Annotated in this window: 24 protein-coding genes; 14 read left to right on the forward strand and 10 right to left on the reverse strand. The window is 62.6% G+C overall.

Translation table 11 applies throughout. The annotated features are described in order from the left end of the window. The 3 genes from DBV08_RS03005 to DBV08_RS03015 are packed head-to-tail and all read left to right on the forward strand — an operon-like array spanning window position 1 to window position 2,990. Window positions 1–456, forward strand: a complete 456-nt coding sequence (locus DBV08_RS03005) for a succinate dehydrogenase hydrophobic membrane anchor subunit (protein ID WP_003940699.1) — start codon at window positions 1–3, stop codon at window positions 454–456. A 15-nt stretch (window positions 457–471) separates the two neighbouring features. Then, entirely contained in the window at window positions 472–2,223 is a 1,752-nt protein-coding gene (sdhA, locus tag DBV08_RS03010) for a succinate dehydrogenase flavoprotein subunit (RefSeq protein ID WP_124566464.1), read from the forward strand. Further along, window positions 2,223–2,990 (forward strand): succinate dehydrogenase iron-sulfur subunit, encoded by a 768-nt coding sequence (locus DBV08_RS03015; protein ID WP_003940925.1) that lies wholly within the window; start codon window positions 2,223–2,225, stop codon window positions 2,988–2,990. The genes sdhA and DBV08_RS03015 overlap by 1 nt, the downstream gene beginning before the upstream one ends. A gap of 58 nt (window positions 2,991–3,048) precedes the next feature. Here the strand turns inward: DBV08_RS03015 and DBV08_RS03020 are convergent, their stop codons facing one another. Then, a complete protein-coding gene (locus DBV08_RS03020; protein WP_124566465.1) occupies window positions 3,049–4,071 on the reverse strand; it encodes a LacI family DNA-binding transcriptional regulator in 1,023 nt (340 codons plus the stop codon). 75 nt (window positions 4,072–4,146) lie between these two features. Between DBV08_RS03020 and DBV08_RS03025 the strand changes: the two genes are divergently transcribed. From DBV08_RS03025 to DBV08_RS03040, 4 genes are read left to right on the forward strand one after another with little or no spacing between them, the layout of a single operon-like run. Continuing rightward, entirely contained in the window at window positions 4,147–4,938 is a 792-nt protein-coding gene (locus tag DBV08_RS03025; protein WP_124566466.1) for an SDR family oxidoreductase, read from the forward strand. After that, entirely contained in the window at window positions 4,938–5,978 is a 1,041-nt protein-coding gene (locus DBV08_RS03030) for a Gfo/Idh/MocA family oxidoreductase (RefSeq protein WP_124566467.1), read from the forward strand. Before DBV08_RS03025 ends, DBV08_RS03030 begins: the two co-directional genes overlap by 1 nt. Beyond that, complete coding sequence (locus DBV08_RS03035; RefSeq protein WP_124566468.1) at window positions 5,975–6,841, forward strand: TIM barrel protein; 867 nt, start codon at window positions 5,975–5,977, stop codon at window positions 6,839–6,841. The genes DBV08_RS03030 and DBV08_RS03035 overlap by 4 nt, the downstream gene beginning before the upstream one ends. Beyond that, window positions 6,838–7,839, forward strand: coding sequence for a Gfo/Idh/MocA family protein (locus DBV08_RS03040; RefSeq protein WP_124566469.1), 1,002 nt, complete (start codon window positions 6,838–6,840; stop codon window positions 7,837–7,839). The genes DBV08_RS03035 and DBV08_RS03040 overlap by 4 nt, the downstream gene beginning before the upstream one ends. A 55-nt stretch (window positions 7,840–7,894) precedes the next feature. Here DBV08_RS03040 and DBV08_RS03045 read toward each other — a convergent pair whose 3' ends face one another. The 4 genes from DBV08_RS03045 to DBV08_RS03060 form a co-directional block, all read right to left on the reverse strand. Beyond that, window positions 7,895–8,707 carry an ATP-binding cassette domain-containing protein gene (locus tag DBV08_RS03045; protein WP_007727336.1) on the reverse strand — a complete coding sequence of 271 codons (813 nt, stop codon included), beginning with the start codon at window positions 8,705–8,707 and terminating at the stop codon, window positions 7,895–7,897. A gap of 3 nt (window positions 8,708–8,710) precedes the next feature. Continuing rightward, a complete protein-coding gene (locus DBV08_RS03050; RefSeq protein ID WP_003940759.1) occupies window positions 8,711–9,769 on the reverse strand; it encodes an ABC transporter permease in 1,059 nt (352 codons plus the stop codon). 64 nt (window positions 9,770–9,833) lie between these two features. Next, the gene (locus DBV08_RS03055) at window positions 9,834–10,835 is read right to left on the reverse strand and encodes a substrate-binding domain-containing protein (RefSeq protein WP_007727338.1); all 1,002 of its coding nucleotides are present in this window, start codon (window positions 10,833–10,835) and stop codon (window positions 9,834–9,836) included. A 160-nt stretch (window positions 10,836–10,995) separates the two neighbouring features. Next, window positions 10,996–11,997 (reverse strand): LacI family DNA-binding transcriptional regulator, encoded by a 1,002-nt coding sequence (locus tag DBV08_RS03060; RefSeq protein ID WP_124566470.1) that lies wholly within the window; start codon window positions 11,995–11,997, stop codon window positions 10,996–10,998. A 115-nt stretch (window positions 11,998–12,112) separates the two neighbouring features. Here DBV08_RS03060 and DBV08_RS03065 point away from each other — a divergent pair, with 115 nt between their 5' ends. From DBV08_RS03065 to DBV08_RS03080, 4 genes are all read left to right on the forward strand, one after another. Continuing rightward, window positions 12,113–13,138: a Gfo/Idh/MocA family oxidoreductase gene (locus DBV08_RS03065; protein WP_124566471.1), complete on the forward strand. Its 1,026-nt coding sequence runs from the start codon at window positions 12,113–12,115 to the stop codon at window positions 13,136–13,138. After that, entirely contained in the window at window positions 13,135–13,911 is a 777-nt protein-coding gene (locus DBV08_RS03070) for a TIM barrel protein (RefSeq protein WP_124566472.1), read from the forward strand. Before DBV08_RS03065 ends, DBV08_RS03070 begins: the two co-directional genes overlap by 4 nt. 172 nt (window positions 13,912–14,083) lie before the next feature. Then, entirely contained in the window at window positions 14,084–15,268 is a 1,185-nt protein-coding gene (locus DBV08_RS03075; protein WP_124566473.1) for a phytanoyl-CoA dioxygenase family protein, read from the forward strand. A gap of 62 nt (window positions 15,269–15,330) precedes the next feature. After that, window positions 15,331–15,648: a hypothetical protein gene (locus tag DBV08_RS03080; protein WP_260395262.1), complete on the forward strand. Its 318-nt coding sequence runs from the start codon at window positions 15,331–15,333 to the stop codon at window positions 15,646–15,648. Between the two features lie 39 nt (window positions 15,649–15,687). On the opposite strand, the gene DBV08_RS03085 is transcribed toward DBV08_RS03080, so the two are convergent. From DBV08_RS03085 to DBV08_RS03105, 5 genes are all read right to left on the reverse strand, one after another. After that, window positions 15,688–16,113 carry a hypothetical protein gene (locus DBV08_RS03085; protein WP_260395263.1) on the reverse strand — a complete coding sequence of 142 codons (426 nt, stop codon included), beginning with the start codon at window positions 16,111–16,113 and terminating at the stop codon, window positions 15,688–15,690. 5 nt (window positions 16,114–16,118) lie between these two features. Then, complete coding sequence (iri, locus tag DBV08_RS03090; RefSeq protein ID WP_124566474.1) at window positions 16,119–17,609, reverse strand: rifampin monooxygenase Iri; 1,491 nt, start codon at window positions 17,607–17,609, stop codon at window positions 16,119–16,121. A gap of 121 nt (window positions 17,610–17,730) precedes the next feature. Then, on the reverse strand, window positions 17,731–19,116 hold the full coding sequence (locus tag DBV08_RS03095) for an MFS transporter (RefSeq protein WP_124566475.1): 1,386 nt from the start codon (window positions 19,114–19,116) through the stop codon (window positions 17,731–17,733). A gap of 30 nt (window positions 19,117–19,146) precedes the next feature. Then, window positions 19,147–20,295 (reverse strand): Gfo/Idh/MocA family protein, encoded by a 1,149-nt coding sequence (locus DBV08_RS03100; protein WP_124566476.1) that lies wholly within the window; start codon window positions 20,293–20,295, stop codon window positions 19,147–19,149. A 106-nt stretch (window positions 20,296–20,401) separates the two neighbouring features. Then, a complete protein-coding gene (locus tag DBV08_RS03105) occupies window positions 20,402–21,139 on the reverse strand; it encodes a GntR family transcriptional regulator (protein ID WP_003941006.1) in 738 nt (245 codons plus the stop codon). Between the two features lie 199 nt (window positions 21,140–21,338). Here DBV08_RS03105 and iolC point away from each other — a divergent pair, with 199 nt between their 5' ends. The 3 genes from iolC to iolB are packed head-to-tail and all read left to right on the forward strand — an operon-like array spanning window position 21,339 to window position 24,129. Continuing rightward, a complete protein-coding gene (gene iolC, locus DBV08_RS03110; RefSeq protein ID WP_185564409.1) occupies window positions 21,339–22,343 on the forward strand; it encodes a 5-dehydro-2-deoxygluconokinase in 1,005 nt (334 codons plus the stop codon). Then, window positions 22,336–23,235: a hypothetical protein gene (locus DBV08_RS03115; RefSeq protein WP_046378298.1), complete on the forward strand. Its 900-nt coding sequence runs from the start codon at window positions 22,336–22,338 to the stop codon at window positions 23,233–23,235. The genes iolC and DBV08_RS03115 overlap by 8 nt, the downstream gene beginning before the upstream one ends. Window positions 23,236–23,256: 21 nt before the next feature. Further along, window positions 23,257–24,129, forward strand: coding sequence for a 5-deoxy-glucuronate isomerase (gene iolB / locus DBV08_RS03120; protein WP_124566477.1), 873 nt, complete (start codon window positions 23,257–23,259; stop codon window positions 24,127–24,129). Window positions 24,130–24,134 lie beyond the last annotated feature (5 nt).

Here is a 24,134-nt window from a genome sequence, read left to right on the forward strand (position 1 = left end):
ATGGCGACTACTCACGGACCCGAAGCCAAGAGCTTGGGCACCTCATACGACCGTCCCGCAAGCCTGGACAACCCGCGGTCCCCGCGCGCGAAGGCTCGGAACAACTTCGAGTTGTACGCATGGCTGTTCATGCGCTTCTCCGGCGTCGCCCTGATCGTTCTGGTCCTGGGCCACATGTTCATCATGCTGATGCTCGACGGTGGCGTTCACCGTTTGAACTTCGCATTCGTCGCAGGTCGCTGGTCCAGCCCGTTCTGGCAGTTCTGGGATCTGACGATGTTGTGGCTGGCACAGCTGCACGGCGGTAACGGTCTGCGCACGGTCATCGCGGACTACTCCCGCAAGGACTCCACGCGCTTCTGGCTGACCACGATCCTCGTTCTCTCGATGATCCTGATCATGGGCCTGGGCACGTACGTCATCTTCACCTTCGACCCCAATATCTCGGCGAGCTAGGGGAGCACAGACTTCATGCAGGAACATCGTTATGACGTGGTCATCGTCGGCGCCGGTGGCGCAGGCATGCGTGCGGCGATCGAGGCCGGCCCCCGTGCCCGCACGGCCGTACTGACCAAGCTCTACCCCACCCGCAGCCACACCGGCGCGGCCCAGGGCGGCATGTGTGCCGCACTGGCGAACGTGGAGGAAGACAACTGGGAGTGGCACACCTTCGACACCGTCAAGGGCGGCGATTACCTCGCCGACCAGGACGCCGTCGAGATCATGGCCAAAGAGGCCATCGACGCGGTGCTCGACCTCGAGAAGATGGGCCTGCCGTTCAACCGCACGCCCGAAGGCAAGATCGACCAGCGTCGATTCGGCGGCCACACCCGTGACCACGGCAAGGCACCCGTCCGCCGTGCGTGTTACGCAGCCGACCGCACCGGTCACATGATCCTGCAGACGCTCTACCAGAACTGCGTCAAGCACGACGTCGAGTTCTTCAACGAGTTCTACGCGCTCGACATCGCCATCACCGAGACCGAGGACGGCCCGGTTGCCACCGGCGTCATCTGCTACGAGCTCTCGACCGGCGAGCTGCACATCTTCCACGCCAAGTCGATCGTCTTCGCGACCGGCGGCTCGGGACGCATGTACAAGACGACGTCCAACGCGCACACCCTCACCGGTGACGGCATGGGCATCATCTTCCGCAAGGGCCTGCCCCTCGAGGACATGGAGTTCCACCAGTTCCACCCGACAGGACTCGCCGGCCTCGGCATCCTGATCTCGGAAGCCGTCCGTGGTGAAGGTGGCATTCTCCGTAATGTCGACGGTGAACGCTTCATGGAGCGTTACGCCCCCACCATCAAGGACCTCGCTCCCCGTGACATCGTGGCGCGCTCGATGGTCCTCGAGGTTCTCGAAGGCCGCGGCGCCGGCCCGAACAAGGACTACGTCTACATCGACGTGACCCACATCCCCGAGGAAGTTCTCGACGAGAAGCTCCCCGACATCATGGAGTTCTCGCGCACCTACCTCGGCGTGGACCCCGTCAAGGAGCCCGTGCCCGTCTACCCGACGTGCCACTACGTCATGGGCGGTATCCCCACCAAGATCAACGGTGAGGTGCTGCGCAACAACGACGAGATCGTCAAGGGCCTGTACGCCGCCGGCGAATGCGCCTGCGTTTCGGTCCACGGTGCAAACCGTCTCGGTACCAACTCGCTCCTCGACATCAACGTGTTCGGCCGTCGCGCCGGCATCGCTGCCGCCGAGTACGCGAACTCCACCGAGTTCGTCGACATGCCGGAAACCCCGGCTGCGATGGTCGAAGACTGGGTCGGCGTCATCCTGTCCGATCACGGCCACGAGCGCGTTGCGGACATCCGCACCGAGCTGCAGCAGTCGATGGACAACAACGCTTCCGTCTTCCGCACCGAAGAGCGCCTCACCCAGGCACTCAAGGATGTGCGTGCTCTCAAGGAGCGCTACAACCACATCACGGTCCAGGACAAGGGCAAGCGCTACAACAGCGACCTGCTCGAGGCCATCGAGCTGGGCTTCCTCCTCGAAATGGCAGAGGTCACCGTCGTCGGCGCCCTCAACCGCAAGGAATCGCGCGGCGGCCACGCTCGCGAGGACTTCCCGGATCGCAACGACGCCGAGTACATGAAGCACACGATGGCGTACAAGGAGGGTGACGGCCTGCTCTCCGACATCCGTCTGGACTACAAGCCGGTGATCCAGACCCGCTACGAGCCGATGGAGCGTAAGTACTGATGTCTGCGCCTGCTGTAGATGCACCCAAACTCCCCGCTGTTCCCGAGGGGGCCGTCATGGTCACTCTCAAGATCGCGCGGATGAACCCTGAATCGGGCGAGGGCCAGCACTGGGACAGTTTCCAGGTCCCCGCACTGCCCACCGACCGTCTGCTCAACCTGCTGCTGTACGTGAAGGGCTACCTCGACGGCACCCTCACGTTCCGTCGCAGCTGCGCACACGGTGTCTGTGGATCGGACGCGATGCGGATCAACGGTGTGAACCGTCTGGCCTGCAAGCTGCTGATGAAGGACATGCTGCCCAAGGACGGCAAGCCGGTCACCATCACGGTCGAGCCCATCAAGGGCCTGCCCGTCGAGAAGGACCTGGTTGTCGACATGGAGCCCTTCTTCGACGCATTCCGCGCCGTGAAGCCGTTCCTCATCACCAGTGGCAACGAGCCCACTCGTGAGCGCATCCAGAGCCAGCACGACCGTGCTCGTTTCGACGACACGACCAAGTGCATCCTCTGCGCATGCTGCACCACGTCGTGCCCCGTGTACTGGAGCGACGGCAGCTACTTCGGTCCCGCTGCCATCGTGAACGCACACCGGTTCATCTTCGACAGCCGTGACGAGGCCGCTTCCGAGCGTCTCGACATCCTGAACGACAAGGACGGCGTGTGGCGTTGCCGCACCACGTTCAACTGCACCGACGCGTGCCCCCGCGGCATCCAGGTGACGAAGGCAATTCAGGAAGTCAAGCGAGCGCTGCTCTTCGCTCGGTAGTCGGGCCTTCGGCCCTGTGCGCGGTTAGGGAGTCTCCGGACTCCTTAACCGCGCACAGCTATGTCGGGGGCATGTTGAGCGGTGTCACGACCTGAACCGGTGACGTCGTAAAGCCGAAGTGAGCGCCCATGGCGCCGTGTTCGTTCATGACCACCTGACAGGCAGTGCGAACATCCGCCCGCAGATCGTGGTGGAGCACCGCCGATATTCGCCTCTCCCCCAGCAGCTTTCGGTTGTCTCCGTCGAGATCGTGGGCGACGAAGACACTGCACTCCCGGTTCAGTTCTTCGAACGCGTCGACCGTGGCCACGTTGCCGCCACCGATCGAATAGACAGCCCGGATCTGTGGATCGGATTCGAGTGCCGCTCGCACCAGTTTCCTACTCGTCTGATCCAGTCCGTCGCTGTTCGGAATGTCGATCAGCCGTCGATGCGGAGCCGAGACGCGCATGGCGGAGCGGAATCCCATCTCCCGTTCTTCCTCCCCGCGAAAGAATCCGCTACTCATGCTCACCAGCACGTTGCCGTCCCGATCCCCCAGCCACTGATCTATCAAGTACGCGGCGGTGGCTCCGGCGGCCCGGTTGTCGATGCCGATGTAGGCGGCTCGCCTGCTGCCGGCAACGTCGGTCACCAACGTGACGACCGGAATCTTTGCCGCCACCAACCGGTCGATCGCCGCCACGACTTCCGGAGTGTCGGGAGCCTTGACGATGACTCCGTGGGAGCCGCGCCGGCGAATCTTGTCGAGCGTCGACGTCATCGCTTCTACCGAACCGGTTTCACGAAAGTGGAACCGAGACCGCACCACTGCGGGCGCAAGGGTCGGCAGTTCGGCCTCGAGCGCGTCACGGACGGCGTCGGAAAACCGTGCGGGAGTTTGCAACACGACGTCGACGATGAACGTGCGGCCGACCAATTTCAATTGCGAGCGTTGGCGTTCCAGGTCCGTGATCGCCTGGCGAACCTCCGATCGTGTGCCCTCACGAACTCCAGGACGGTCGTTGAGCACCCGGTCGACGGTGGCCTCACTCAGGCCAGACTGCTGGGCAATCTCCCGCACTTTGAATCGATGCGCCACAACTACCTCACAATGATGGATATTTGATGGTTTTTCGCTGTTGCTCGAGGTCTTCGTCACAGCCAGACTAAACCCATGACTTCACCGCCGGGCGTAACCAGGCCCGCACTCCTGACCGACACCGTCCTGCTGGTCAGTGGCGGCTCCCAAGGCGTCGGTGCCGGCGTCGTGCGCGCCGCAGTCCGTGAGGGCGCTCAGGTGGCTTTCACCGGCCGACGCCCGGACGTCGGAAAAGCGCTCGAGGCAGAACTACCGGGAACCCACTTCATCGAAGCCGATGTGGCACAGACGGATTCCGCACTCGCCAGCGTGGCCGAGACGATCTCTCACTTCGGCCGTGTGGATGCTCTGGTCAATTCCGCCGGGCTCACCTCCCGCGGAACTCTGCTCGACACCACCGAGGAACTCTTCGACCAGCACATCGCGGTGAACCTTCGCGGTCCGTTCTTCACGATGCAGGCCGCCGTCAAGGACATGCGTGAGCGTGCGGTTGCGGGGTCCATCGTCAACATCATCTCCACGTCCGAACTCGGCGGCCAGCCGTATCTCGCGCCGTACGTGGCAGCGAAGGCCGGGCTGGCGGGACTGACGCGCAACGCCGCCCACGCGCATCGCTGGGATCGTATCCGGATCAACGGTCTCGACATCGGGTGGACACAGACCGAGGGAGAAGACCTAACACAGAGGGCTTTTCACGACGCGGGTGACGACTGGCAGGAACGCGCGGGCAGCACCCTTCCCATGGGCAAGCTCGGCCAGGTCGACGAAATCGCCGACTTCGTCGTGTTCCTGCTCTCCGATCGCAGCGGCGTCGTGACGGGTTCGATCATCGACTGGGACCAGAACGTCTTCGGAGGGCTGAACTGATGGGCGCTCGCATCGGAGTCGTCGGACTCGGAAGAATCGGCAGCTTCCACGCCCGAAACTTGCTCGCGATGGACGGCGTCGACTCACTGGTTGTCACGGACGTCGACGCACGTCGAACCTCGGACGTGGCAACCGAACTCGACGTGGAGTCCGCTGCCGATCCCGACGCGCTTTTCGCCTCGGGAGTCGACGGCGTCCTGGTGGCCGCGTCGTCGAGTTCGCACGCCGAGCTGATCGAAGCCGCTGTCCGCCGGGGAATCCCGACGTTCTGCGAAAAGCCCGTCGCCGATTCCATCGAATCTTCTGTTCGTGTACTCGAAGCCGTCGAGCTGACGTCGGTACCGGTCCAGATCGGATTTCAGCGCCGGTTCGACCCGTCATTCGTGGCGGCGTACGACGCAGTTCGATCCGGCGAACTCGGTTGGATACACACTCTCCGATCGACGACCCTCGATCCCGCTCCCCCGCCGATCTCGTACATCGAACACTCCGGCGGCATCTTCCGCGACTGCTCGATCCACGATTTCGACATCGTCCGGTGGGTCAGCGGCCGCGAAGTCACCACGGTTTTTGCCACCGGCTCGAATCAGGGTGATCGCGCGATTGCCGATGCCGGTGACGTCGACACCGCTGCAACGGTTCTCACGTTCGAAGGCGGGACCATCGCGGTCGTGTCGAATACTCGCTACAACGGCCGTGGCCACGACTGCCGGCTCGAAGTCCTCGGCTCGAGAGACTCCGTCGCTGCGGGACTCGACGACCGTTTGCCACTCCGCTCGCTCGACCCCGGAATCTTGTTTCCCGCGAAGGAGCCGTACACGTTTTTCATGGACCGTTTCACTTCCGCCTACCGTGCGGAACTCGAAGCATTCCTCGGCGTTGTCGCCGGGTGTCGGGAATCACCCTGTACTCCCGCGGATGCGGTCGAGTCGGCCTGGATCTCCGAAGCTGCAACGCACTCTCTGCGCGAGGGCCGGCCCGTCACGATCACCGAAGTCAAAGATCTGTTCCTTCACGACAAGAATGAGGCACACACATGAGCACTCCTCGCATCGCCGGCGCACCGATCTCCTGGGGCGTGTGCGAAGTCCCGGGCTGGGGCTACCAGCTCGACCCTGCGCAAGTCCTCCGGGAAATGCGCGAAGTCGGTCTGGCGGCAACGGAAATCGGACCGGAGGGCTTTCTGCCGACAGCACCCGCCGAAATGGCCAAGGTGCTCGCGGATCACGACCTGAGCGCAGTCGGCGGGTTTGCACCGGTTCTACTGCATGATCACGAACATGATCCGGTGCCCGGCATCTCCCCCATCCTCGACGGTTTTGTCGCCTCAGGCGCCGAAGTTCTGGTCCTGGCCGCCGCGACAGGCTCCGACGGCTACGATTCACGTCCGGAACTAGGCGAGCAGAGTTGGAAAACCCTGCTGCACAATCTCGATCGCCTCGCTGACGCCGCGGCCGAACGTGGCATTCGGGCGGTCGTCCACCCTCACGTCGGAACGATGATCGAGCAACGCGACGAGGTCCTTCGAGTGCTCGACGGCTCGGCCATCCCACTGTGCCTCGACACCGGCCATCTGTTGATCGGGGGCACCGATCCCGTCGACCTGGCACGTCAGGCTCCCGAGCGCGTCACCCACGTACATCTCAAGGACGTCGACGATGCCCTCGCATCACGCGTTCGCAGCGGTGAGCTCACCTACACCGACGGAGTCAAGGCGGGAATGTACCGCCCGCTCGGTGGCGGCGACGTCGACATCGCCGGTGTCACAGCCATATTGCAGCGCCACGGTTTCGACGGGTGGTACGTGCTCGAGCAGGACACCATTTTGACCGAGGCCCCGTCCGACGAGGGACCAGTGCGCGACGTGCGAGCCAGCGTCGAGTATCTGCGGTCGGTTCTGTGACGGTCACTCCGCTGCGAATCGGCATTCTGGGAGCGTCACGCATCGCCGAGAACGCGATGATCAAACCTGCAACGGCCACTGGGCACCGCCTGGTGGCCGTTGCCGCACGCAGCCCCGAGCGGGCCGAAGCCTATGCGGAACAACATGGAATCGAACGGGTTGTCGGTTCGTACGCCGAGCTGATCTCGGATCCGGAGGTGGACATCGTCTACAACGCGCTGCCCAACAGCCTGCACGGGCCGTGGAATCTCGCCGCCGTTCAGGCCGGCAAGCACGTGCTGACGGAGAAACCGTTTTCGAGCAACGCGGTGGAAGCGCGTGCTGTAGCCGACGCAGCATGCGTGAGCGGAGTGACGCTGCTCGAGGGGTTCCACTACCTCTTTCATCCGGTGAACCGGCGCCTGTTGGATGTGGTTCGGAGCGGCACAGTCGGCGCGGTCACTCGGGTGGAAACCGTACTGCGGATGCCCAAACCATCCGAGAACGACCCGCGGTGGGAGCTCGCCTTGGCAGGCGGGTCACTGATGGACTTGGGCTGCTACGGATTACATGCATCCCGAACGCTGGGTGACGCATGCGGCGGTGCACCGAGTGTCACCGAGACGCGCCACGAGGAATATGCTCCGGGGGTCGATTCGTGGTTCGACATCGAACTCGAGTATCCCGGCCGCGCCACGGCATCCGTTGTGACAACGATGTTGGACGAGCAGTACCACTTCACCTTCCGGGTGTTCGGAACCAACGGAGACGTCCTGGTGCACAACTTCCTCCAGCCGGACGTCGACGACCGTGTCTCTGTCACTGTCGATGGGCGCACGAGTATCGAGCATCTGGGCACGAAGTCGTCGTACACCTACCAACTCGAGGCGTTGGCCGATCATCTGTCCGGGGTCTCAACGCTACCCATCGGGCCGGCCGACGCCGTAGCCAATATGACGTTGATCGACGAGGCGTACATGCATTCCGGCCTCGGGGCTCGGCCGACAACCATCCTCTGACGAAACGACTGCAGCCTCGGTTCNNGAACCGAGGCTGCAGTCGTAAGGTTTCGATCTAGCGGCGAAGCTCGTGGGTCAGTGTCTCGAGCTCGTCACCGCCCGCCATCTCCTTGGTGAGTTCTTCGAGCGAGATGTCGTCGTATTTGGCGTCGAGTTTCTGACGTCCTCGATTGAGGAGTACGAAGTGATCTCCGACCATGTAGGCGTGGTGCGGGTTGTGCGTGATGAAGATGACGCCGAATCCCTGTTCCTTGGCAGCGGTGATGTAGCGCAACACCATTCCTGACTGCTTGACGCCGAGTGCTGCGGTCGGCTCGTCGAGAATCAGCACACGCGCGCCGAAGAAGATGGCGCGGGCGATGGCAACGCACTGACGCTGTCCGCCCGAGAGGCTGCCGATCGGTGCGTCGACGTCGGGCAGTTCGATGCCCATCTTCGACAGTTCCGAGAGCGTCGTCGCGCGCATGGCGTTGGCGTCGAGAGACTTGATGAGGCCGCCCTTACGAAGTTCCTGGCCGAGGAAGAAGTTGCGCCACACCGGCATCAGCGCGACGACGGCAAGATCCTGATAGACCGTCGCAATGCCTTTGCCGAGGGCTTCTTTCGGAGAGTGGAACGTGGTCGGCTCGCCGTCGACGAGCAGTTCACCTTCGCTCTGCTGGTGCAGTCCGGCGATGATCTTGATCAGCGTGGACTTGCCGGCACCGTTGTCACCGAGCACGCCGGTCACTTCACCCGCGCCGACGCGCAGGTTGATGCCCTTGAGCGCGATGATGTTTCCGTATTGCTTACCGACGTCCTTGAGCTCGATCAGTGGCACGTTGCCGCCCGAGTTCGAGAGAGCGGGAACTTCAGCTGTGGTACTCATGTGTCACCTTTTCGCAGCGTAGTTGCGGAATGCGTTGTTGGCGATGACCGCGAACAGCAGCATGGCGCCGAGGAAGAACTTGAACCAGTCCGGGTTCCAGCCTGCGTAGACGATGCCCTGGTTGGTCATACCGAAGATGAATGCGCCGATCGCAGCGCCGATCGCGGTTCCGTAACCACCGGTGAGCAAGCAACCGCCGATGACTGCGGCAATGATGTACAGGAACTCGTTACCGACGCCCTGTCCGGACTGAACGGTGTTGAACGAGAACAGCAGATGCATGCCGACGAACCAGGCGGCAAAACCGACGGTCATGAACAGACCGATCTTGACTGCGGTCACCGGGACACCGATCGCGCGTGCGCTGTCCTGATTGCCGCCGACCGCGAAGATCCAGTTGCCGATCTTGGTCTTGAACAAAACAAACGTGGCGATGGCGGTGAACAGCAGCCACCACACCACCGTGATCTTGACCGACACCCCGAAAACCGAGAACGACGATGCGAATACCTTTTTGGCGGAATCGAATCCGGCCATGTCGGAGACGCTGGGTGTTGCAACCTGACCACTCACGAGCTTGGTAACGGCCAGGTTGATACCGGTCAACATCAAGAACGAACTCAAGGTGATGAGGAAGCTGGGAATCTTCGTCTTCATGACGAGGTAGCCGTTGAAGAATCCGACCGCGAGCGAGACGACCAGCGCCAGAATCGCGCCCACCCACAGATTGAGGTGCAGGTTGTAGGCGATCATCGACGCGGCGAGCGAGGACGTGGTGACTGCGACGCCGGCGGAGAGGTCGAACTCGCCGCCGATCATGAGCAGGGCGACGGCACAAGCCATGATACCGATCGTAGAGCTGGAGTAGAGCACTGTCGCAAGCGCTTCCGGCGTACGGAACGGTGCCGCGACGATACAGAAGAAGATGAAGATGGCGATGGCGCCGACAAGTGAACCCATCTCCGGGCGGAGCAACAGACGCTGAATGCGCTTCTGCTCCTTCACCCGTTCATCGGTGACGACCTTGTGGGCGGCAAGGTCGAGATCTGCCTGAGTGGACATGATTTCCCTTCCGTGCTGGACAGGCGCACGGAGGGGTGGTGTCTCAGCCCTCCGTGCGCCCGGATCAGCGAGTTCCGTTCTTGGCGTACTCGGCGACCGAGTCGATGTTGGTGTTGTCGATGAACGCGGGTCCGGTCAGGGTCGGCAAGCCGCCACCGATCACGTTGCCGTTGTTGAGGTAAAGCCACAGCGAATCGATGGCGAGATAGCCCTGCAGGAAGGGTTGCTGGTCCACTGCCCACTGCACGTCACCGGATTTGATGGCGTCGACGAGCGCCGCGTTGGTGTCGAAGGTGACGACCTTCGCCTTGCTGCCCGCATTGCCGACCGACGTCACGGACGTCAAGGCAAACGGCGCACCGAGCGCGAGAACTCGATCGATTGCCGGGTCCTGTTGAAGTTTCGCGGTGATCGTCGACTCCACCGACGGCATGTCCTTGCCGTTGACGTTGAGAATCTCCGTCGTTCCCTTGAACGACTTCTTCACGCCGGCACAACGTGATTCGAGGCTCACGTTGCCCTGCTCCTGAATGACGCACAGCACCTTGGTGGCGCCTTCGGTGTTGAGTCGTTCGCCGGCAGCTTCACCGGCAATCGACTCGTCCTGACCGAAGTACTCCTTGACGCCCATGTCCTTCCAGGTTTCGAGGCCCGAATTGAGGGCGACCACCGGAATGCCTGCGGCAGTAGCACTTTGGACCGCAGCAACCATGGCGTCAGGCTTCGCGAGGGTGACGGCGATCCCGTCGACCTTGCTGTCGATCGCGCTCTGAACCAGGTTCGCCTGGTTCGGCGCCTCGGGATCGGCAGAGTACCGAAGTTCGATGTTGTCCTTCGCCGCTGCGGTTTCGGCGCCCTTGCGCACCAGATCCCAGAATGTGTCACCGGGAACTTCGTGGGTGATCATCGCGATGGTGGCGCGGGGCGTGTCCGCCGTACCCGCACCCATTCCGGATCCTGAGGAATCCGGCTTTCCACCGGTACTCGAACAGGCGGCCAGACCCAAGACCACGACTGAGGCTCCGGCCAGTACGGCAACGCTCTTGCGTCCCGTGAGAAACGACATGTGAACTCCCTCTCGACATCAACCAACGGCCCGCGAACGGATGGTGCTCGGTTGTATGTGAAAGATGTAATACCCGTCACAGTCGAATGTCAATAGTTTGTTCTGACATTAGGACTGCTTATCAAAGACCGGACAAACTGGTTGGAGCCGAAACAGCTGGTCAACGCCCCGCGGGTCCAGTTGAACCTCGAACCACAAGTTGCGGCTGCACGACAATGTCCTTTCCCAATGGCCCACTTCCACCGTCGAGACGTTCGGAGATCCGCTCGACCGCAGCGTCACCCAGAAACGCCGTGTCCTGCCCGACGCTGGTCAGATCGATGTGCGCCAAACCGGCCAATGCGCTGTTGTCGAATCCGATCACGGACACCTCGCCCGGCACCGAGATTCCGGCTCGCAGAAAGACGTCGAGAACTCCGAGTGCGCAGCGATCGTTGAAAGCGAAGACCGCCCCGGGCAGTCCCCCCTCGACCATCGACTGCGCGGCATCTGCGCCGAACTCCTCCGTGAGACCACCCGGAAGAATCCTCGACTCCAGACCTGCCGCCCGCATGGCCTTGCGATAGCCCTGACGCCTCTCCTGAGCGCCGGGACCGCGTCCACCGTCGACGTGGACGATCGAGCGGTGCCCGAGTTCGACGAGATGATTCACGGCCATCACTGCGCCCGCCTCGTCGTCCGTGCGGACAACGTCCACATGTGCTGAGGGCATCTTCCGGGCGAGCACGACGACGGGAACCTTGGCAGCCAGGTCGACGATCTCCGATTCCGGTGCCTGTGAACCCAACAGCAAGATCGCCTCGCATCGGTCGTCGAGAAGGGTACGCACGGCGCGCGAGCCAGGCCTGCGATCCGAGACGGCACTGAGGACGACGTCGTAGCGCAACCTTTCCGCCGCGTCGTAGATCTCGTCGAGCAACTCCGCGTGAAATGTCTGCGCTGCAACGTAGCTCACGCCGATCAAGCGACTGCGATGTTGACGCAACAGTCGCGCCGCGGTATCGGGTCGATAGCCGAGTTGATCAGCGGCCGCCTTGACCCGAACGCGCGTCGCATCGCTGGCACCCGGGACGTCACGAATGACGATGGACACCAGTGCGCGTGACACACCGGCCAGGTCTGCTACGTCTTGCAAGGTGGGACGTCGACTGTTCACCTCCACAGACTAGATCGTTCCAGCAAAAATGCACCGAAACGTTGACGCGAGGAGCAACCGGCGCTTTACTGACAGCACTAGAACGATCTAGTTCCTCACTCTCACTCCGAACGGAGCCCCAATGTCTGCCTCTGTTGCAGTCGGTCTCATCGGCGCCGGATGGATCGGCCGCTTCCACGGCGAATCCGTCGCACTGCGCATCCCTGGCACACGTCTGGTCGCCGTCGCCGACCCGGTGCCCGGCGCTGCAGCGTCATTGATCGAGCGCGTCAGTCCCGACGCTCGCGCGTACACCGATGCCCTCGCGTTGATTGCCGATCCGAACGTCGAGGCGGTGCTCATCAGTACGCCCGCCCCGACACATACCGATCTCGTGGTCGCGGCTGCGGAGGCCGGCAAACATGTCTTCTGCGAGAAGCCGATGGCTTTGACACTCGCGGACGCCGATCGAGCAATCGACGCTTGCGCCACGAACAACGTTGCGCTGCAAGTCGGTTTCAATCGCCGTTTCGCCGACGATTTCGCGGCGGCCCACGACGTGATCACTTCCGGCGGAATCGGGACCCCACAGCTACTGCGTTCCCTGACGCGCGATCCTGGCATCACTGCCGACGTCGCCGCCCGGGTCAAGCCGTGGACCATCTTCAACGAGACACTGATTCACGACTTCGACGCTCTGCTCTGGCTCAACCCGGGGGCTCGCGTCGTCGAGGTGTTCGCACAGGCCGATGCTCTCATCCACCCGCAGTACAAGGAACAGGGTTACCTCGATACGTCGATGGTTCAGTTGCGCTTCGACAACGGCGCCCTCGCGTCGGCCGAGGCCAACTTCCAGGCCACCTACGGTTACGACGTGCGCGGCGAGGTTTTCGGTTCCGGTGGAATGGTCAGCGCAGGCGAGGTCACGCGGACCGCGATGCGCCATTTCAGCTCACCGGGCGTTCTGGCCGACACACCTCGGGTGAACATCGAACTGTTCCATGACGCATATGTGGCCCAGTTGGCACATTTCGCCGACTGCATCCGCTCCGGTGCTGCGCCGTCAGTCGACGGTCTCGATGCCCGCAATGCGCTGGAAATCGCCCTGGCGGCAAAAGAATCCGTGGAGACCGGACTGCCCGTTTCGCTGCTGTCGGTGCGGCGATGAGCCCCTTCGACTTGGCAGTCTCCGCCGAGATGACGTTCACCGAACTCCCCTTCGTCGAGCGTGTCCAGCGGATCTCGGAGGCGGGATTTGCAGTCGAGATCTGGAGTTGGCAGGACAAGGACCTCGATGCTCTGGTCGCCACCGGGGCTCGGTTCTCCTCGATGACCGGCTACCTCCACGGCGATTTGTTCGACGAAGCGGGCAGCGCCGAACTGGTCCGCACGGCCCAGTTGTGTCTCGCTCCGGCAGCGAAACTCGGTGTTCCCCGGCTGAACTTCCATACCGGCGAGTTGGTCGACGGACAGGCTGCGCGCCCGCAATATCGAACTACGGGAGCGATGTGGCTGACGGCCCAACGCGCTCTGGAGAAGATCGCGCGACTGGGCGAAGACGCCGGAGTCGTCTTCTGTCTCGAAAACCTCAATACGATCGTCGATCACCCCGGAGTACCGATGGCCCGTGCCAAAGACACTCTGGCACTGGTGGAATCCGTCTCACATCCAAACCTCAAGATGATGCTCGACCTCTACCACGCTCAGATCGGCGAAGGAAATCTCATCGAACTCGTGCGGCGCTGTGGTGACAACATCGGCGAGATTCAAGTGGCAGACGTTCCGGGGCGCTGTGAACCCGGCACGGGCGAGATCAACTACCCCGCCATCGCACGCGTTCTCGGCGAGCAGGGATACACCGGCACAATCGGTTTGGAGGGGTGGGCATCGGGAGACAGTGACACCGCACTCGATGCTTTCCGGAAGGCCTTCACTCTCTAGCCCTCACCCGGGGACGTGATCCCGTCGCAGCGCGCGGATCTTCCGTCACCGGTCGAGTCCACGGGGCCGCTTGCTGAGGGCTTTTTGATGGATTTCAGGGGTAGTTTCGATGGCTTCACCTTGGCAGTCTTTGAGGACCAGCTCATCGTGAACACCGCAGGAAAGGTCCCGAATGACTCCCCCACTGACCGACCACACCGTGCCGTTCGCGGGTAGGTTGCACCGAAAAGATTGCAACATCGACGCCTTCGCAGCTCTGGTCACGCACGAGACAGACCTTGCCGATTACCCGTACGCCGATTCGGTGGCCGACGGCGTTCTTCTGTACCGCTCGGACGCACTGGTCGAGCAATCGGCGAATTCTGACATCCGTGCCGAGATCCAGGACGAGATCGCCCGGGCGTTACTCACAGGCCCCGGCATCACAGTCTTTCAAGGCGCGTTCGACGCGGAGATACTGGATCGCGCCAGCGCGGTTTTTCGTGAACTCATTGCGCGCCAACACGAATCCGGCGCAGCGTCCGGAGATCACTTCGCCAAGCCTGGCGCCAACGATAGGATCTGGGGTGCACAACTGAAGTTGGCGCTCGAAGATCCCCGGACCTACGTGGACTACTACGCGAACAGCATTGTCGATTTGGTTTCGGAAGCCTGGCTGGGCCCCATGTATCAGGTGACGTCGGACGTCAACGTCGTCAATCCCGGTGGCGCCGCGCAGAACCCACATCGCGACTACCACCTCGGTTTCATGTCGAGCGACGTAGCCGCGAAGTTTCGGGCGCATGTTCACCGCTTGACCCCTGCCCTCACCTTGCAAGGTGCCGTCGCCCATGTGGACATGCCGGCCGAGACGGGGCCGACGAAGTATCTGCCGTACTCTCAGCAATTCGAATCCGGATACCTCGCGTTCGAGCGTCCCGAGTTCAAGGAGTTCTTCGAAGCCAACTACGTCCAATTACCTTTGAAGAAGGGAGATGCCGTCTTCTTCAACCCTGCACTGTTCCACGCCGCCGGCCACAACAAATCCGCCGACGTCCTGCGTATGGCAAATCTTCTCCAGGTGTCGTCGGCCTTCGGTCGAGCCCTCGGAACCATCGACCGGGAAGCACTCGTCAACGCGATCTATCCGGCACTGCTCGCCCTCGGCGAGGCGGGGTCCGACGACGCAGTTCGGTGCGCCGTCGCCGCCTCTGCCGAGGGCTACGCCTTCCCGACCAATCTGGACCGAGACCAACCGATCGACGGCCTCGCGCCTCAGACGCAGGCCGAACTCGTGACGGAGGCGATTCGTGAGCGGATCTCACCTGATCGACTGGCCGATCTACTGAAGGCACAGTCCGAGAGACGAATGGCCTGAGGTACGGCAGCGCTGAAGAGACTTGGACCGCTTAATGCCGGTCGGTCGGTACGATCGTTGGCATGGGGTGGGACTTGTTAGTGCTGTTCGCCATGATCGGCCCGTTGGCCGTGTTCGGGTGGGCGGCTGTCCGGGCGAAGCGCCGCGGACTCGGGGGCTCGTTCGTCGGGCCGTTTCAGGAGATGTTCGATCCTGGTGCGGCGCGAGCCCAGACGGTCGTCGAACAGATCGCGGAATTACCGGATCCTGCGGACTCCGGCGACCCGGACAACGACGACGATGTGCCGTACACAGTCGCCTACGAGGGTGTTCGGCTCCACATCAACCCAGGTAGGGCTCGACAGCGTGGGGGCGACGGGACCGCCAGGCGAGCCGAGTGACAGTCGGGCCGGATACAACGCGAGGGAGAACTGGTTCGGTCAGGACCCGCGCAGTTGATAGGTGACACCGTTCTCCAACTCGTCCGAGCTGAAGGACTCCGGAGAGAAGTGCCCCAAGCTCACCTCGTAGTTTCTCTGGTTTGCGGGGACGGCATCAAAGTGTGCGGTGTAGGAGCAGGTGCTCGTTCCGTCGGGAAGTTGATCGATTGCCTCGACCTCGAGTGGCGACCTTGTAGATGCTGCGCCACTACCCCCGAAAATCTGAATCTGGTCGTTCGGAGCAACACGGATCATGTCGATCACGCACTCTCCGGAGCCCGCCTCGGCCTTCTCTGCCTGACCGGTCACCGTTATCGTGGCGGCAAAGGTTTTCGGCACATCGACATTGGTTGCGCAGCTTGTCAGCATCAGCGCTCCCACAGAGCCCGCCGCCGCAGCCGCAACCTGTGCTGACCTTCGCCTCATAGTCGTCAACGGTAGTGCGTCCGAGACGTCTCGGGGTCTCGGTTTTCGAAATCGAAGGGTCGCGCGCGGTCCCTCGCCGGCCGACCGAACCACGTGGACAGCTGAGTATCCAACTCCGCCTGCGTATCCCCCAGCCACACCACATGACCATCCGGTCGCAGCAGGACAGCCGGAACGTCCAGTTCAGCGCTGGTGTCGATGACGTGATCGACGCGGTCGTTCCAACCATCGACCGACAGTTTGCCGCCCTGGTCGAGCAGAAGTCCACGGCCGGAGCGCATCAGGTCGTACAGGTTGCCGCGCGTCAACGCGATGTCCCTCAGCCTCCGACCGAGTAGGTCGTCGCCTGCGCCGAAGTCGTAGCGAATCGAGATCGCAGTGATCTTCTCGGTCAGATAGCGCTTGACGTCTTCGAATTCCATCAACTCGGAGACCAAGCGACGGACTGCTTGCGGACCGGCCGCGGTGGAGATCAACTCTGCCTGCGCACGCGTGTTGTCCAGTACGTCGGCAGCGACCGGACGCCGTTCCGATTCGTACGTGTCGAGCAGACCATCCGGTGCCCAGCCGTTGATCTCGGCGGCAAGCTTCCAGCCGAGGTTGAAGGCATCCTGGACACCGAGATTGAGGCCTTGACCGCCCATAGGCGGGTGGATGTGGGCGGCATCGCCGGCGAGAAAGATCCGGTCACGCCGGTAGTGCTCAGCCAGACGGGTGGCGTCCCCGAAGCGCGAGAGCCACCGCGGCGAGTGCACACCGAAGTCGGTGCCCGCGATGGCCAGTAGCTGTTGCTTGATGTCGTCGAGGGTGGTGGGAACCGCGCGACCGTCGGCAACTTCGGCCGCGGGTACCACGACGCGAAAAGCACCGTTGCCGGCGGGACCGACTCCGAATCGTTTGTGCGTTTCGCGAATTTCGGCGACAACTGCTGCCAGTTCGTCAGCCGGCATGGTCACGTCCATTTCGCCGATCAGGGTGTCGGCGCTCGACGGCTCGCCGGGAAACCCGACGTCGATCAGCTTCCGAACGGTGCTACGCCCACCGTCGCAGCCTACGAGGTAACGCGCGTGAAGTGTTGTGCCGTCCGACAATTCCGCTGTGACGTTGTCACTGTCTTGACGGATCGCGACGACGCGCTTTCCGCGCTGAATGTCCGCGCCGACGTCAGTGGCGTGTTCGGCAAGAATCCTGTCGATCTCGGGCTGAGGTATGCCCAGGACGTATCCGTGGGCGGTATCGAGGTGAGCGGGTGCTGGTTTGCTGATCCCGGCAAAGAATCCACCGAGCGGGTACTTGCGGCCGTGCGCGAGGAACGTGTCCAGCAACCCGCGCTGTTCCATGATTTCGATGCTGCGCACATGGATACCGAGGGCACGGACGAACTGAGTCGGCTCCTCGTCCTTGTCCACGACAACGACATCGACGCCCTGTAGCCGGAGCTCACCTGCCAACATCAATCCAGTTGGTCCAGCACCGACAATGATGACGTCACTCATGCGATCCCCTCCTTCGGACAAGGCATTTGCTTGCTCGCAGCAGACGAGTGTGCACCATCACCCGGGCCTTGCCGCAAGCCCCGGGTCCCGCGTTATGATGGAAGTGGCGGGAAGCCCCTCTTCATCGGCGCGCCAACACCACAGCACCTGTATCGCGTGGGAGCCGCCAACTTTCGATCACCGTCGGCACCAGCAAGATTCCGAGGACACCCAGAGTCAGCGAAAACGGTGCTCCGCCGCCGAGATCGCCCGACTCCGCCAACGGTGTGCAGAGCGTGATCACCAACGCGGACAGCGCAATACCCAGACCGGACGCCAACTCTTGCAGAGTTGCATGCAGGGTGTTGGCATCGGTCAGTTCCCCCGAGTCGACTTCGGCGAACGCCACGCTGTTGTACGCGGTGAACCCGATGGATCGCAGCGCGCCACTGACAAACAGTGCGACGGCTATGACGACGTCCGGTGTCGTCGAAGAAATCAGAGCCAGCGCACCGAAGCACACCACCGACAGAACTCCGTTTCCCACCAGAACTCGTCTGATCCCGAACCTGCGCATGAGCGGCGTGGTGAGCGGTTTGATCGCGATATTGCCCGCAAACAGGGCCATCACCAACAGACCGGCCTTGAACGCCGACATTCCAAATCCCACTTGGAACAACAGTGGCAGCACAAACGGCACACCCGTGATCACGAGCCGGTACAGCGAGCCGCTCGACGCGACGATCCGAAACGATCGGAGCCGGAGGACCCCGAGCGCAATGAGCGGGTGATCCGACCGGAGGAGGTGAATGACGGCCAAGGTCAACAAGATCAGAGACACAACGATCCCGAGGCCCACTCGAATCCAATCGGTCCCGGAACTGTGCACGCTGTCGAGTGCCACAACGAGCACGGCGACGCCTGCTCCGATCACCACCAGGCCCAGCCAGTCGAGGCTTCGTTTTTGCACTTTCCGAAGATCGGGCACCATGCGCAATGCAAGGAGAAACCCGACGATCCCGATCGGGACGTTGAGCAGGAAGATCCAACGCCACGACGCGATCGACACGACGGCTCCGCCCACAGCGGGCGCGAGGACCGGCGCTGTGAGCGCCGGCCACGTCAGGTATGCGATAGCCCGTACGAGTTCCGCCTTCGATGTCACTCGCAATACCGCGAGCCGCCCTACCGGCACCATCATGGCGCCGCCTACCCCTTGAAGTGCGCGCATTCCCACCAGCATCGGCAGGGACGTGCTCAGTGCACATCCCACCGACGCCACCGTGAAAACGGCTATGGCAGAGATGAAAACACGTCGTGTTCCGAATCTGTCGGCCATCCATCCGCTCGCCGGGATCAGGACGGCCAACACCAGGAGATACGAAGAAACGGCGACATTGACGTCGACGGCGTCAACTCCGAAGGAGTGGGCTATCGACGGCAGCGCCGTTGTGAGAATCGTCGCGTCGAGCATCTCCATGAACAGTGCTGCTGCCACCAGCAACGCCAGTCCGCGGGGAAATGTCACTGCGCCAGAGCCTTTCGGGGAAATTCTCGATCAGCCGAGAGAAATCCAGCCACCGGAGGAGACCGAGGCGACCATCGCGTCCAGAGCCTGCGCGGACGCGACGGCATCAGCGACAGTCGCGCCCTGCGGCGCTCCGCCCACGATCGAGGAGACGAAATTGCGAGCCTCGATGACCTTCAGGTCGTCATAACCCATGGCGTTCGCCGCGCCGGGCTGGAAGCGGCCGAACTCTCCCGATTCGGGGCCGACCAACACCGTCGTGACGTATTGGTCCTGGTACTTCGAGCCGAGACTGGTGCCCAGTTCACCCATCCGGCGGTAATCCCAGAACACGGCCCCCTTCGTGCCGTGAATCTCGAATCCGTAGTTGTTCTGCTCTCCCACGGCGACGCGACACGCTTCGAGGGTGCAGCGGCCACCAGAACCGAGCCGCAGCAGTGCGCTGACGAAGTCTTCGTTCTCGACAGCTCCCATCTCCCCACCGCTGGCCCGGGCATGCCCACTGGTCGCGGCGGACGGACGCGCGCGCTCCGGAATGAAGATCGCAGTATCCGCAACGAGAGCGTCGATGTCGCCGAGGAGATGCCTGATCAGATCGATACCGTGTGAAGCCAAGTCGCCCAGGACGCCCGCGCCGCCGCGCTCACGCTCGTATCGCCAACTCAAAGCACCTTCGGGATGTGCCGCGTAGTCACTCAGGAAGCGAAAACGCGAATGCGTGATCGTGCCCAACTCCCCCGAGTCGATCAGGGTTTTTGCCAGGGCGACTGCCGGCGCATTTCGATAGTTGAAACCGACGGTCGACTGCACACCGGCCTTCGAGACAGCTGCTGCAACAGCTTTCGCATCATCCGTCGACAATCCGACGGGCTTTTCGATCCAGATGTGTTTGCCGGCCTCTGCCATTGCGATGCCGATGTCACGGTGCAAGAAGTTCGGGGCCGTGATGCTCACCGCGTCGATGGTCGGATCGGCCGCGATGTCACGCCAATCCTGAGTGAAAGCCTCGAAACCGAATTGGTCCGCCGCTTCCTGCCCTCGGCCTGGCACCTCGTCGGCGACGGCGGCCAGGCGGATCACGGGGAACTGGGGATAGTGCTGCCGCAGACGCAGATACGCCTGCGTGTGGACGCGGCCCATCCATCCGAATCCGGCAACTGCTACTGAAATGCCTGTCATGAGGCTCCGTTCGGGTCAAATGATCGAAGGATCGCAGAAATGTCGGGACCACAAATCACCCCCACTGACTCGGTCAGGCGGGTACTCGTGTCACCGGGATCGAGATCTAGCGGTCGACCACGGTGGTGTCGAAGTAGTAACGCGACGCTCGGTAGCAGTGGCTGCCGTACTCGACGGCACTACCTGAATCGTCAAATGCAGTGCGGCTCATGGTCAAGAGGGCAGCACCCACTTTCTCGTCGAGCAATCCTGCTTCTTCGCGAGTCGCCGCCCGAGCGCCGATTCGCTGCCGTGCCACACGGATGTGAACGCCGCGAGTTCGCAAGGTTTGGTAGAGCCCCTGCGTCTCCAACTCCTCGGGATCGGGTGCGATGTCCACCGGAATGTAATTGGTCATCACTGCAAGCGGTTCGCCGTTGGTGCTTCGCAGACGCCTGATGGTGGCCACTTCGGCGTCGGGTTCGAGGTTGAGTTCCGCGGCAACGTCCTCGGCGGGAACTCCCACCGTGAACTCGAGCAGCTTGGTCGTCGGCGCCTGGCCTGCCCTCGCGAGGTCGTCGAACAGGCTGGTGAGCTCGACCGGGCGGTGCACCGGACTCTGCACCACCTGAGTTCCGACTCCCCGCTTACGAACTAGTAGGCCCTTGTCCACCAGTTCCTGGATCGCGCGTCGCGTGGTCGGACGCGAGAGATTGAGCCGTTTGGCTAACGCCAGTTCGTTCTCGAAGCGATCACCTGGGGCAAGTTCGCCACCGAGAATAGCTCCCTCGATTGCCTGGGCCAGCTGAAAATACAGTGGCACCGGGCTCGAGCGGTCCAACTCGACGGCGAGTGCTGCGACCACGGTCAACTCCGATCTGTCTTGGGAAGGCGCCGTATCGACGCTACTTCTCTCGGCAGTGTATGCGAACACTAACATTCACTTGACCGCAAGTCATAATGTCCAGACAAACTATTGACAATCGCTGTGTCGCGGCGCACAGTTTCAGTCATACATCGGTGCCCTGCGTGGGCAGCCCACCACGAACTCTCGGGAGTCAGTCTTGACAAGCATCAACACTCACCAGAGCGGGTCACACATCCCTTACGCACCATTCGACGTGCTTGCCATCGGCCGATCGGGGGTGGACATCTACCCACTTCAGACCGGTGTCGGACTCGAAGACGTCGAGACGTTCGGCAAATTCCTCGGCGGCAGCGCCGCCAATGTGTCGGTAGCGGCCGCCCGCCTCGGACGACGAGCAGCGTTGATCTCCGGGGTAGGAAACGATCCCTTCGGAAAGTTCGTCACACGCGAGTTGGCACGTCTGGGTGTCGACAACAGGTTTGTCGTCACCAATTCCGAGTACCCGACACCCGTGACGTTCTGCGAGATCTTCCCCCCTGACGACTTCCCGCTGTACTTCTACCGCAAGCCGCATGCGCCCGATCTTCGGATCACCCCGCAAGACATCGACCTCGACGCCGTTCGAACAGCATCGCTCTACTGGTCGACGGTGACTGGGCTGTCCGAAGAACCGAGTCGCAGCGCACACTTCGCCGCCTGGGAAGCCCGTGAACGCCGCCCGCTGACGGTTCTCGATCTCGACTACCGCCCGATGTTCTGGTCGACGCCCCAGGAAGCGACCGCTCAGGTGCAGCGAGCCCTCGCACACGTGACGGTAGCCGTGGGAAACCGTGAAGAGTGCGAGATCGCGGTCGGTGAGACCAACCCCAACAAGGCCGCCGATGCGCTTCTCGACCTCGGAGTCGAACTCGCCATCGTGAAGCAGGGCCCCAAGGGTGTACTCGGCAAAACGCGAAAGCAGTCGATCACCGTGCCGCCCAACGCCGTCGACGTGGTCAACGGGCTGGGCGCGGGCGACAGCTTCGGCGGATCACTGTGCCACGGACTGTTGGCCGGATGGCCGCTGGAGAAGATACTGCGCTACGCCAACGCGGCCGGTGCGATAGTCGCATCTCGGCTCGAATGCTCCACGGCGATGCCGACCGCTGAAGAAGTCCACGATCTCGCCGAAGCCACAGCCACGGAGGCAGTCAATGTCTGACAAGCTCGCCGCCCGCCCCCTCGCCACCACCTACGCCGACGTGACGGAACTGCGTGCGAGCGATCCGCAGATCATCGAAAAGTCCTGGGCAGCACGAACTCCTCGCGCCACTGTTCGAGGCAACGGCCGGCTCATGATCGTCGCTGCCGATCATCCGGCGCGTGGGGCACTGTCTGTCGGCGGCAAGCCGACAGCGATGAACAGTCGGACCGATCTGCTCGACAGATTACGCACTGCGCTCGACAATCCCGGAGTCGACGGCGTTCTCGGTACCGCGGACATTCTCGACGATCTGCTCCTCCTCGGCGCCCTCGAGGACAAGGTCGTCTTCTCGTCGATGAATCGCGGCGGCCTGGCGGGCGCGAGCTTCGAACTCGACGACCGCATGACCGGATACACCGCGGCCGGCACCGCAAAATTCGGCATGAACGGCGGAAAGATGCTGCTGCGCATCGCCCTCGACGACGCAGGCACCCTGCCCACGATGACGGCATGTGCCGAAGCCGTGGACGAACTGGCCGCAGCCGGACTGATCGCGATGCTCGAGCCGTTCCTCTCCAGCCGCGTCAACGGCAAGGTCGTCAACGATCTCAGCCCCGACGCCGTCATCAAATCAATCCACATCTCCCAAGGTCTCGGCTCCACCTCGGCGTACACGTGGATGAAACTGCCGGTAGTCGACGAGATGGAACGGGTCATGGATGCGACCACCCTGCCGACGCTCCTCTTGGGCGGCGATCCGCAGATCGCGCCGGAAGAGACGTATGCGAAGTGGGACGCTGCCCTTCAGCTGCCGTCCGTGCGCGGATTGATAGTCGGGCGCGCGCTGCTCTACCCACCCGACGGCGACGTGACGGCTGCCGTCGACACCGCCGTCAAGCTCGTCCACTAGAACCGACCTGGCAGGAGCAAGATGTTCAGCAGGTACTACGTCCCCGCCGGCTCTTCCGCCGACGGTGATTTCACGACAGTGGTCACACCGGAGTCCGCCGGGTGGACCGAATCCAGCTTGTGGACACTCGAACTCGCCCCTGGCACTGACGTCCACCTGCAGTCCGGTGAGAACGAGATAATCGTCGTTCCACTGGCGGGTTCAGCCGTGGTTGTTGCCGAGGGGACGGAGATTCCCCTGACCGGCCGCGCATCGGTTTTCGACGGTCCCAGCGATTTCGCGTACGTCGGTCGCGACGCCGACTACTCGGTCAGCAGCACGGGCGGAGGCCGCTTCGCCCTGTGCGGAGCGCGCGCCGGCGCCAAGCTTCCCCATCGATACGGTCCCGCGTCCGGAGTCGCGGTCGAACTTCGCGGCGCCGGAAACTGCAGCCGACAGGTCCACAACTTCGCCACCGCAGACACTTTCGAGGCAGACTCCATCATCGCGTGTGAGGTCATCACCCCCGGCGGGAACTGGTCGTCCTATCCCAGCCACAAGCACGACGAGAACAGCGATGTCGAATCGGCTCTGGAAGAGATCTACTACTTCGAGATCGACCGAAGCCCCACCGGCACCGAAGGGTTCGGCTACCACCGCGTGTACGGAACCGCCGAGCGACCAATCGAGGTGCTCGAGGAAGTTCGCTCCGGCGACGTCGTCCTCGTACCGCACGGCTATCACGGCCCGTCCATCGCAGCGCCGGGCCACCACATGTACTACCTCAACGTCATGGCAGGTTCGGGCGAGATCCGGGCGTGGAACATCTGTGACGATCCGCAACACACCTGGCTGCGTGGAAGCTGGGATCACCAGGACATCGACCCTCGACTGCCGTTGCAGTCCCACAACTGACGGAA

Origin of the sequence: Rhodococcus sp. KBW08, from assembly GCF_003852455.1 — a bacterium.
GTDB lineage: Bacteria > Actinomycetota > Actinomycetes > Mycobacteriales > Mycobacteriaceae > Rhodococcus_F > Rhodococcus_F baikonurensis.

Bases quoted from the DNA above. Each gene is read 5' to 3' on its own strand.
- DBV08_RS03050 (WP_003940759.1), bottom strand. From the start codon at position 9,769: ATGTCCACTCAGGCAGATCTCGACCTTGCCGCCCACAAGGTCGTCACC.
- DBV08_RS03025 (WP_124566466.1), top strand. From the start codon at position 4,147: ATGACTTCACCGCCGGGCGTAACCAGGCCCGCACTCCTGACCGACACC.
- DBV08_RS03055 (WP_007727338.1), bottom strand. From the start codon at position 10,835: ATGTCGTTTCTCACGGGACGCAAGAGCGTTGCCGTACTGGCCGGAGCC.
- DBV08_RS03080 (WP_260395262.1), top strand. From the start codon at position 15,331: ATGGGGTGGGACTTGTTAGTGCTGTTCGCCATGATCGGCCCGTTGGCC.
- DBV08_RS03100 (WP_124566476.1), bottom strand. From the start codon at position 20,295: ATGACAGGCATTTCAGTAGCAGTTGCCGGATTCGGATGGATGGGCCGC.
- DBV08_RS03075 (WP_124566473.1), top strand. From the start codon at position 14,084: ATGACTCCCCCACTGACCGACCACACCGTGCCGTTCGCGGGTAGGTTG.
- DBV08_RS03015 (WP_003940925.1), top strand. From the start codon at position 2,223: ATGTCTGCGCCTGCTGTAGATGCACCCAAACTCCCCGCTGTTCCCGAG.
- DBV08_RS03085 (WP_260395263.1), bottom strand. From the start codon at position 16,113: ATGAGGCGAAGGTCAGCACAGGTTGCGGCTGCGGCGGCGGGCTCTGTG.
- DBV08_RS03005 (WP_003940699.1), top strand. From the start codon at position 1: ATGGCGACTACTCACGGACCCGAAGCCAAGAGCTTGGGCACCTCATAC.
- DBV08_RS03035 (WP_124566468.1), top strand. From the start codon at position 5,975: ATGAGCACTCCTCGCATCGCCGGCGCACCGATCTCCTGGGGCGTGTGC.
- DBV08_RS03065 (WP_124566471.1), top strand. From the start codon at position 12,113: ATGTCTGCCTCTGTTGCAGTCGGTCTCATCGGCGCCGGATGGATCGGC.
- iri (WP_124566474.1), bottom strand. From the start codon at position 17,609: ATGAGTGACGTCATCATTGTCGGTGCTGGACCAACTGGATTGATGTTG.
- DBV08_RS03115 (WP_046378298.1), top strand. From the start codon at position 22,336: ATGTCTGACAAGCTCGCCGCCCGCCCCCTCGCCACCACCTACGCCGAC.
- sdhA (WP_124566464.1), top strand. From the start codon at position 472: ATGCAGGAACATCGTTATGACGTGGTCATCGTCGGCGCCGGTGGCGCA.
- DBV08_RS03045 (WP_007727336.1), bottom strand. From the start codon at position 8,707: ATGAGTACCACAGCTGAAGTTCCCGCTCTCTCGAACTCGGGCGGCAAC.
- DBV08_RS03030 (WP_124566467.1), top strand. From the start codon at position 4,938: ATGGGCGCTCGCATCGGAGTCGTCGGACTCGGAAGAATCGGCAGCTTC.
- DBV08_RS03070 (WP_124566472.1), top strand. From the start codon at position 13,135: ATGAGCCCCTTCGACTTGGCAGTCTCCGCCGAGATGACGTTCACCGAA.
- iolB (WP_124566477.1), top strand. From the start codon at position 23,257: ATGTTCAGCAGGTACTACGTCCCCGCCGGCTCTTCCGCCGACGGTGAT.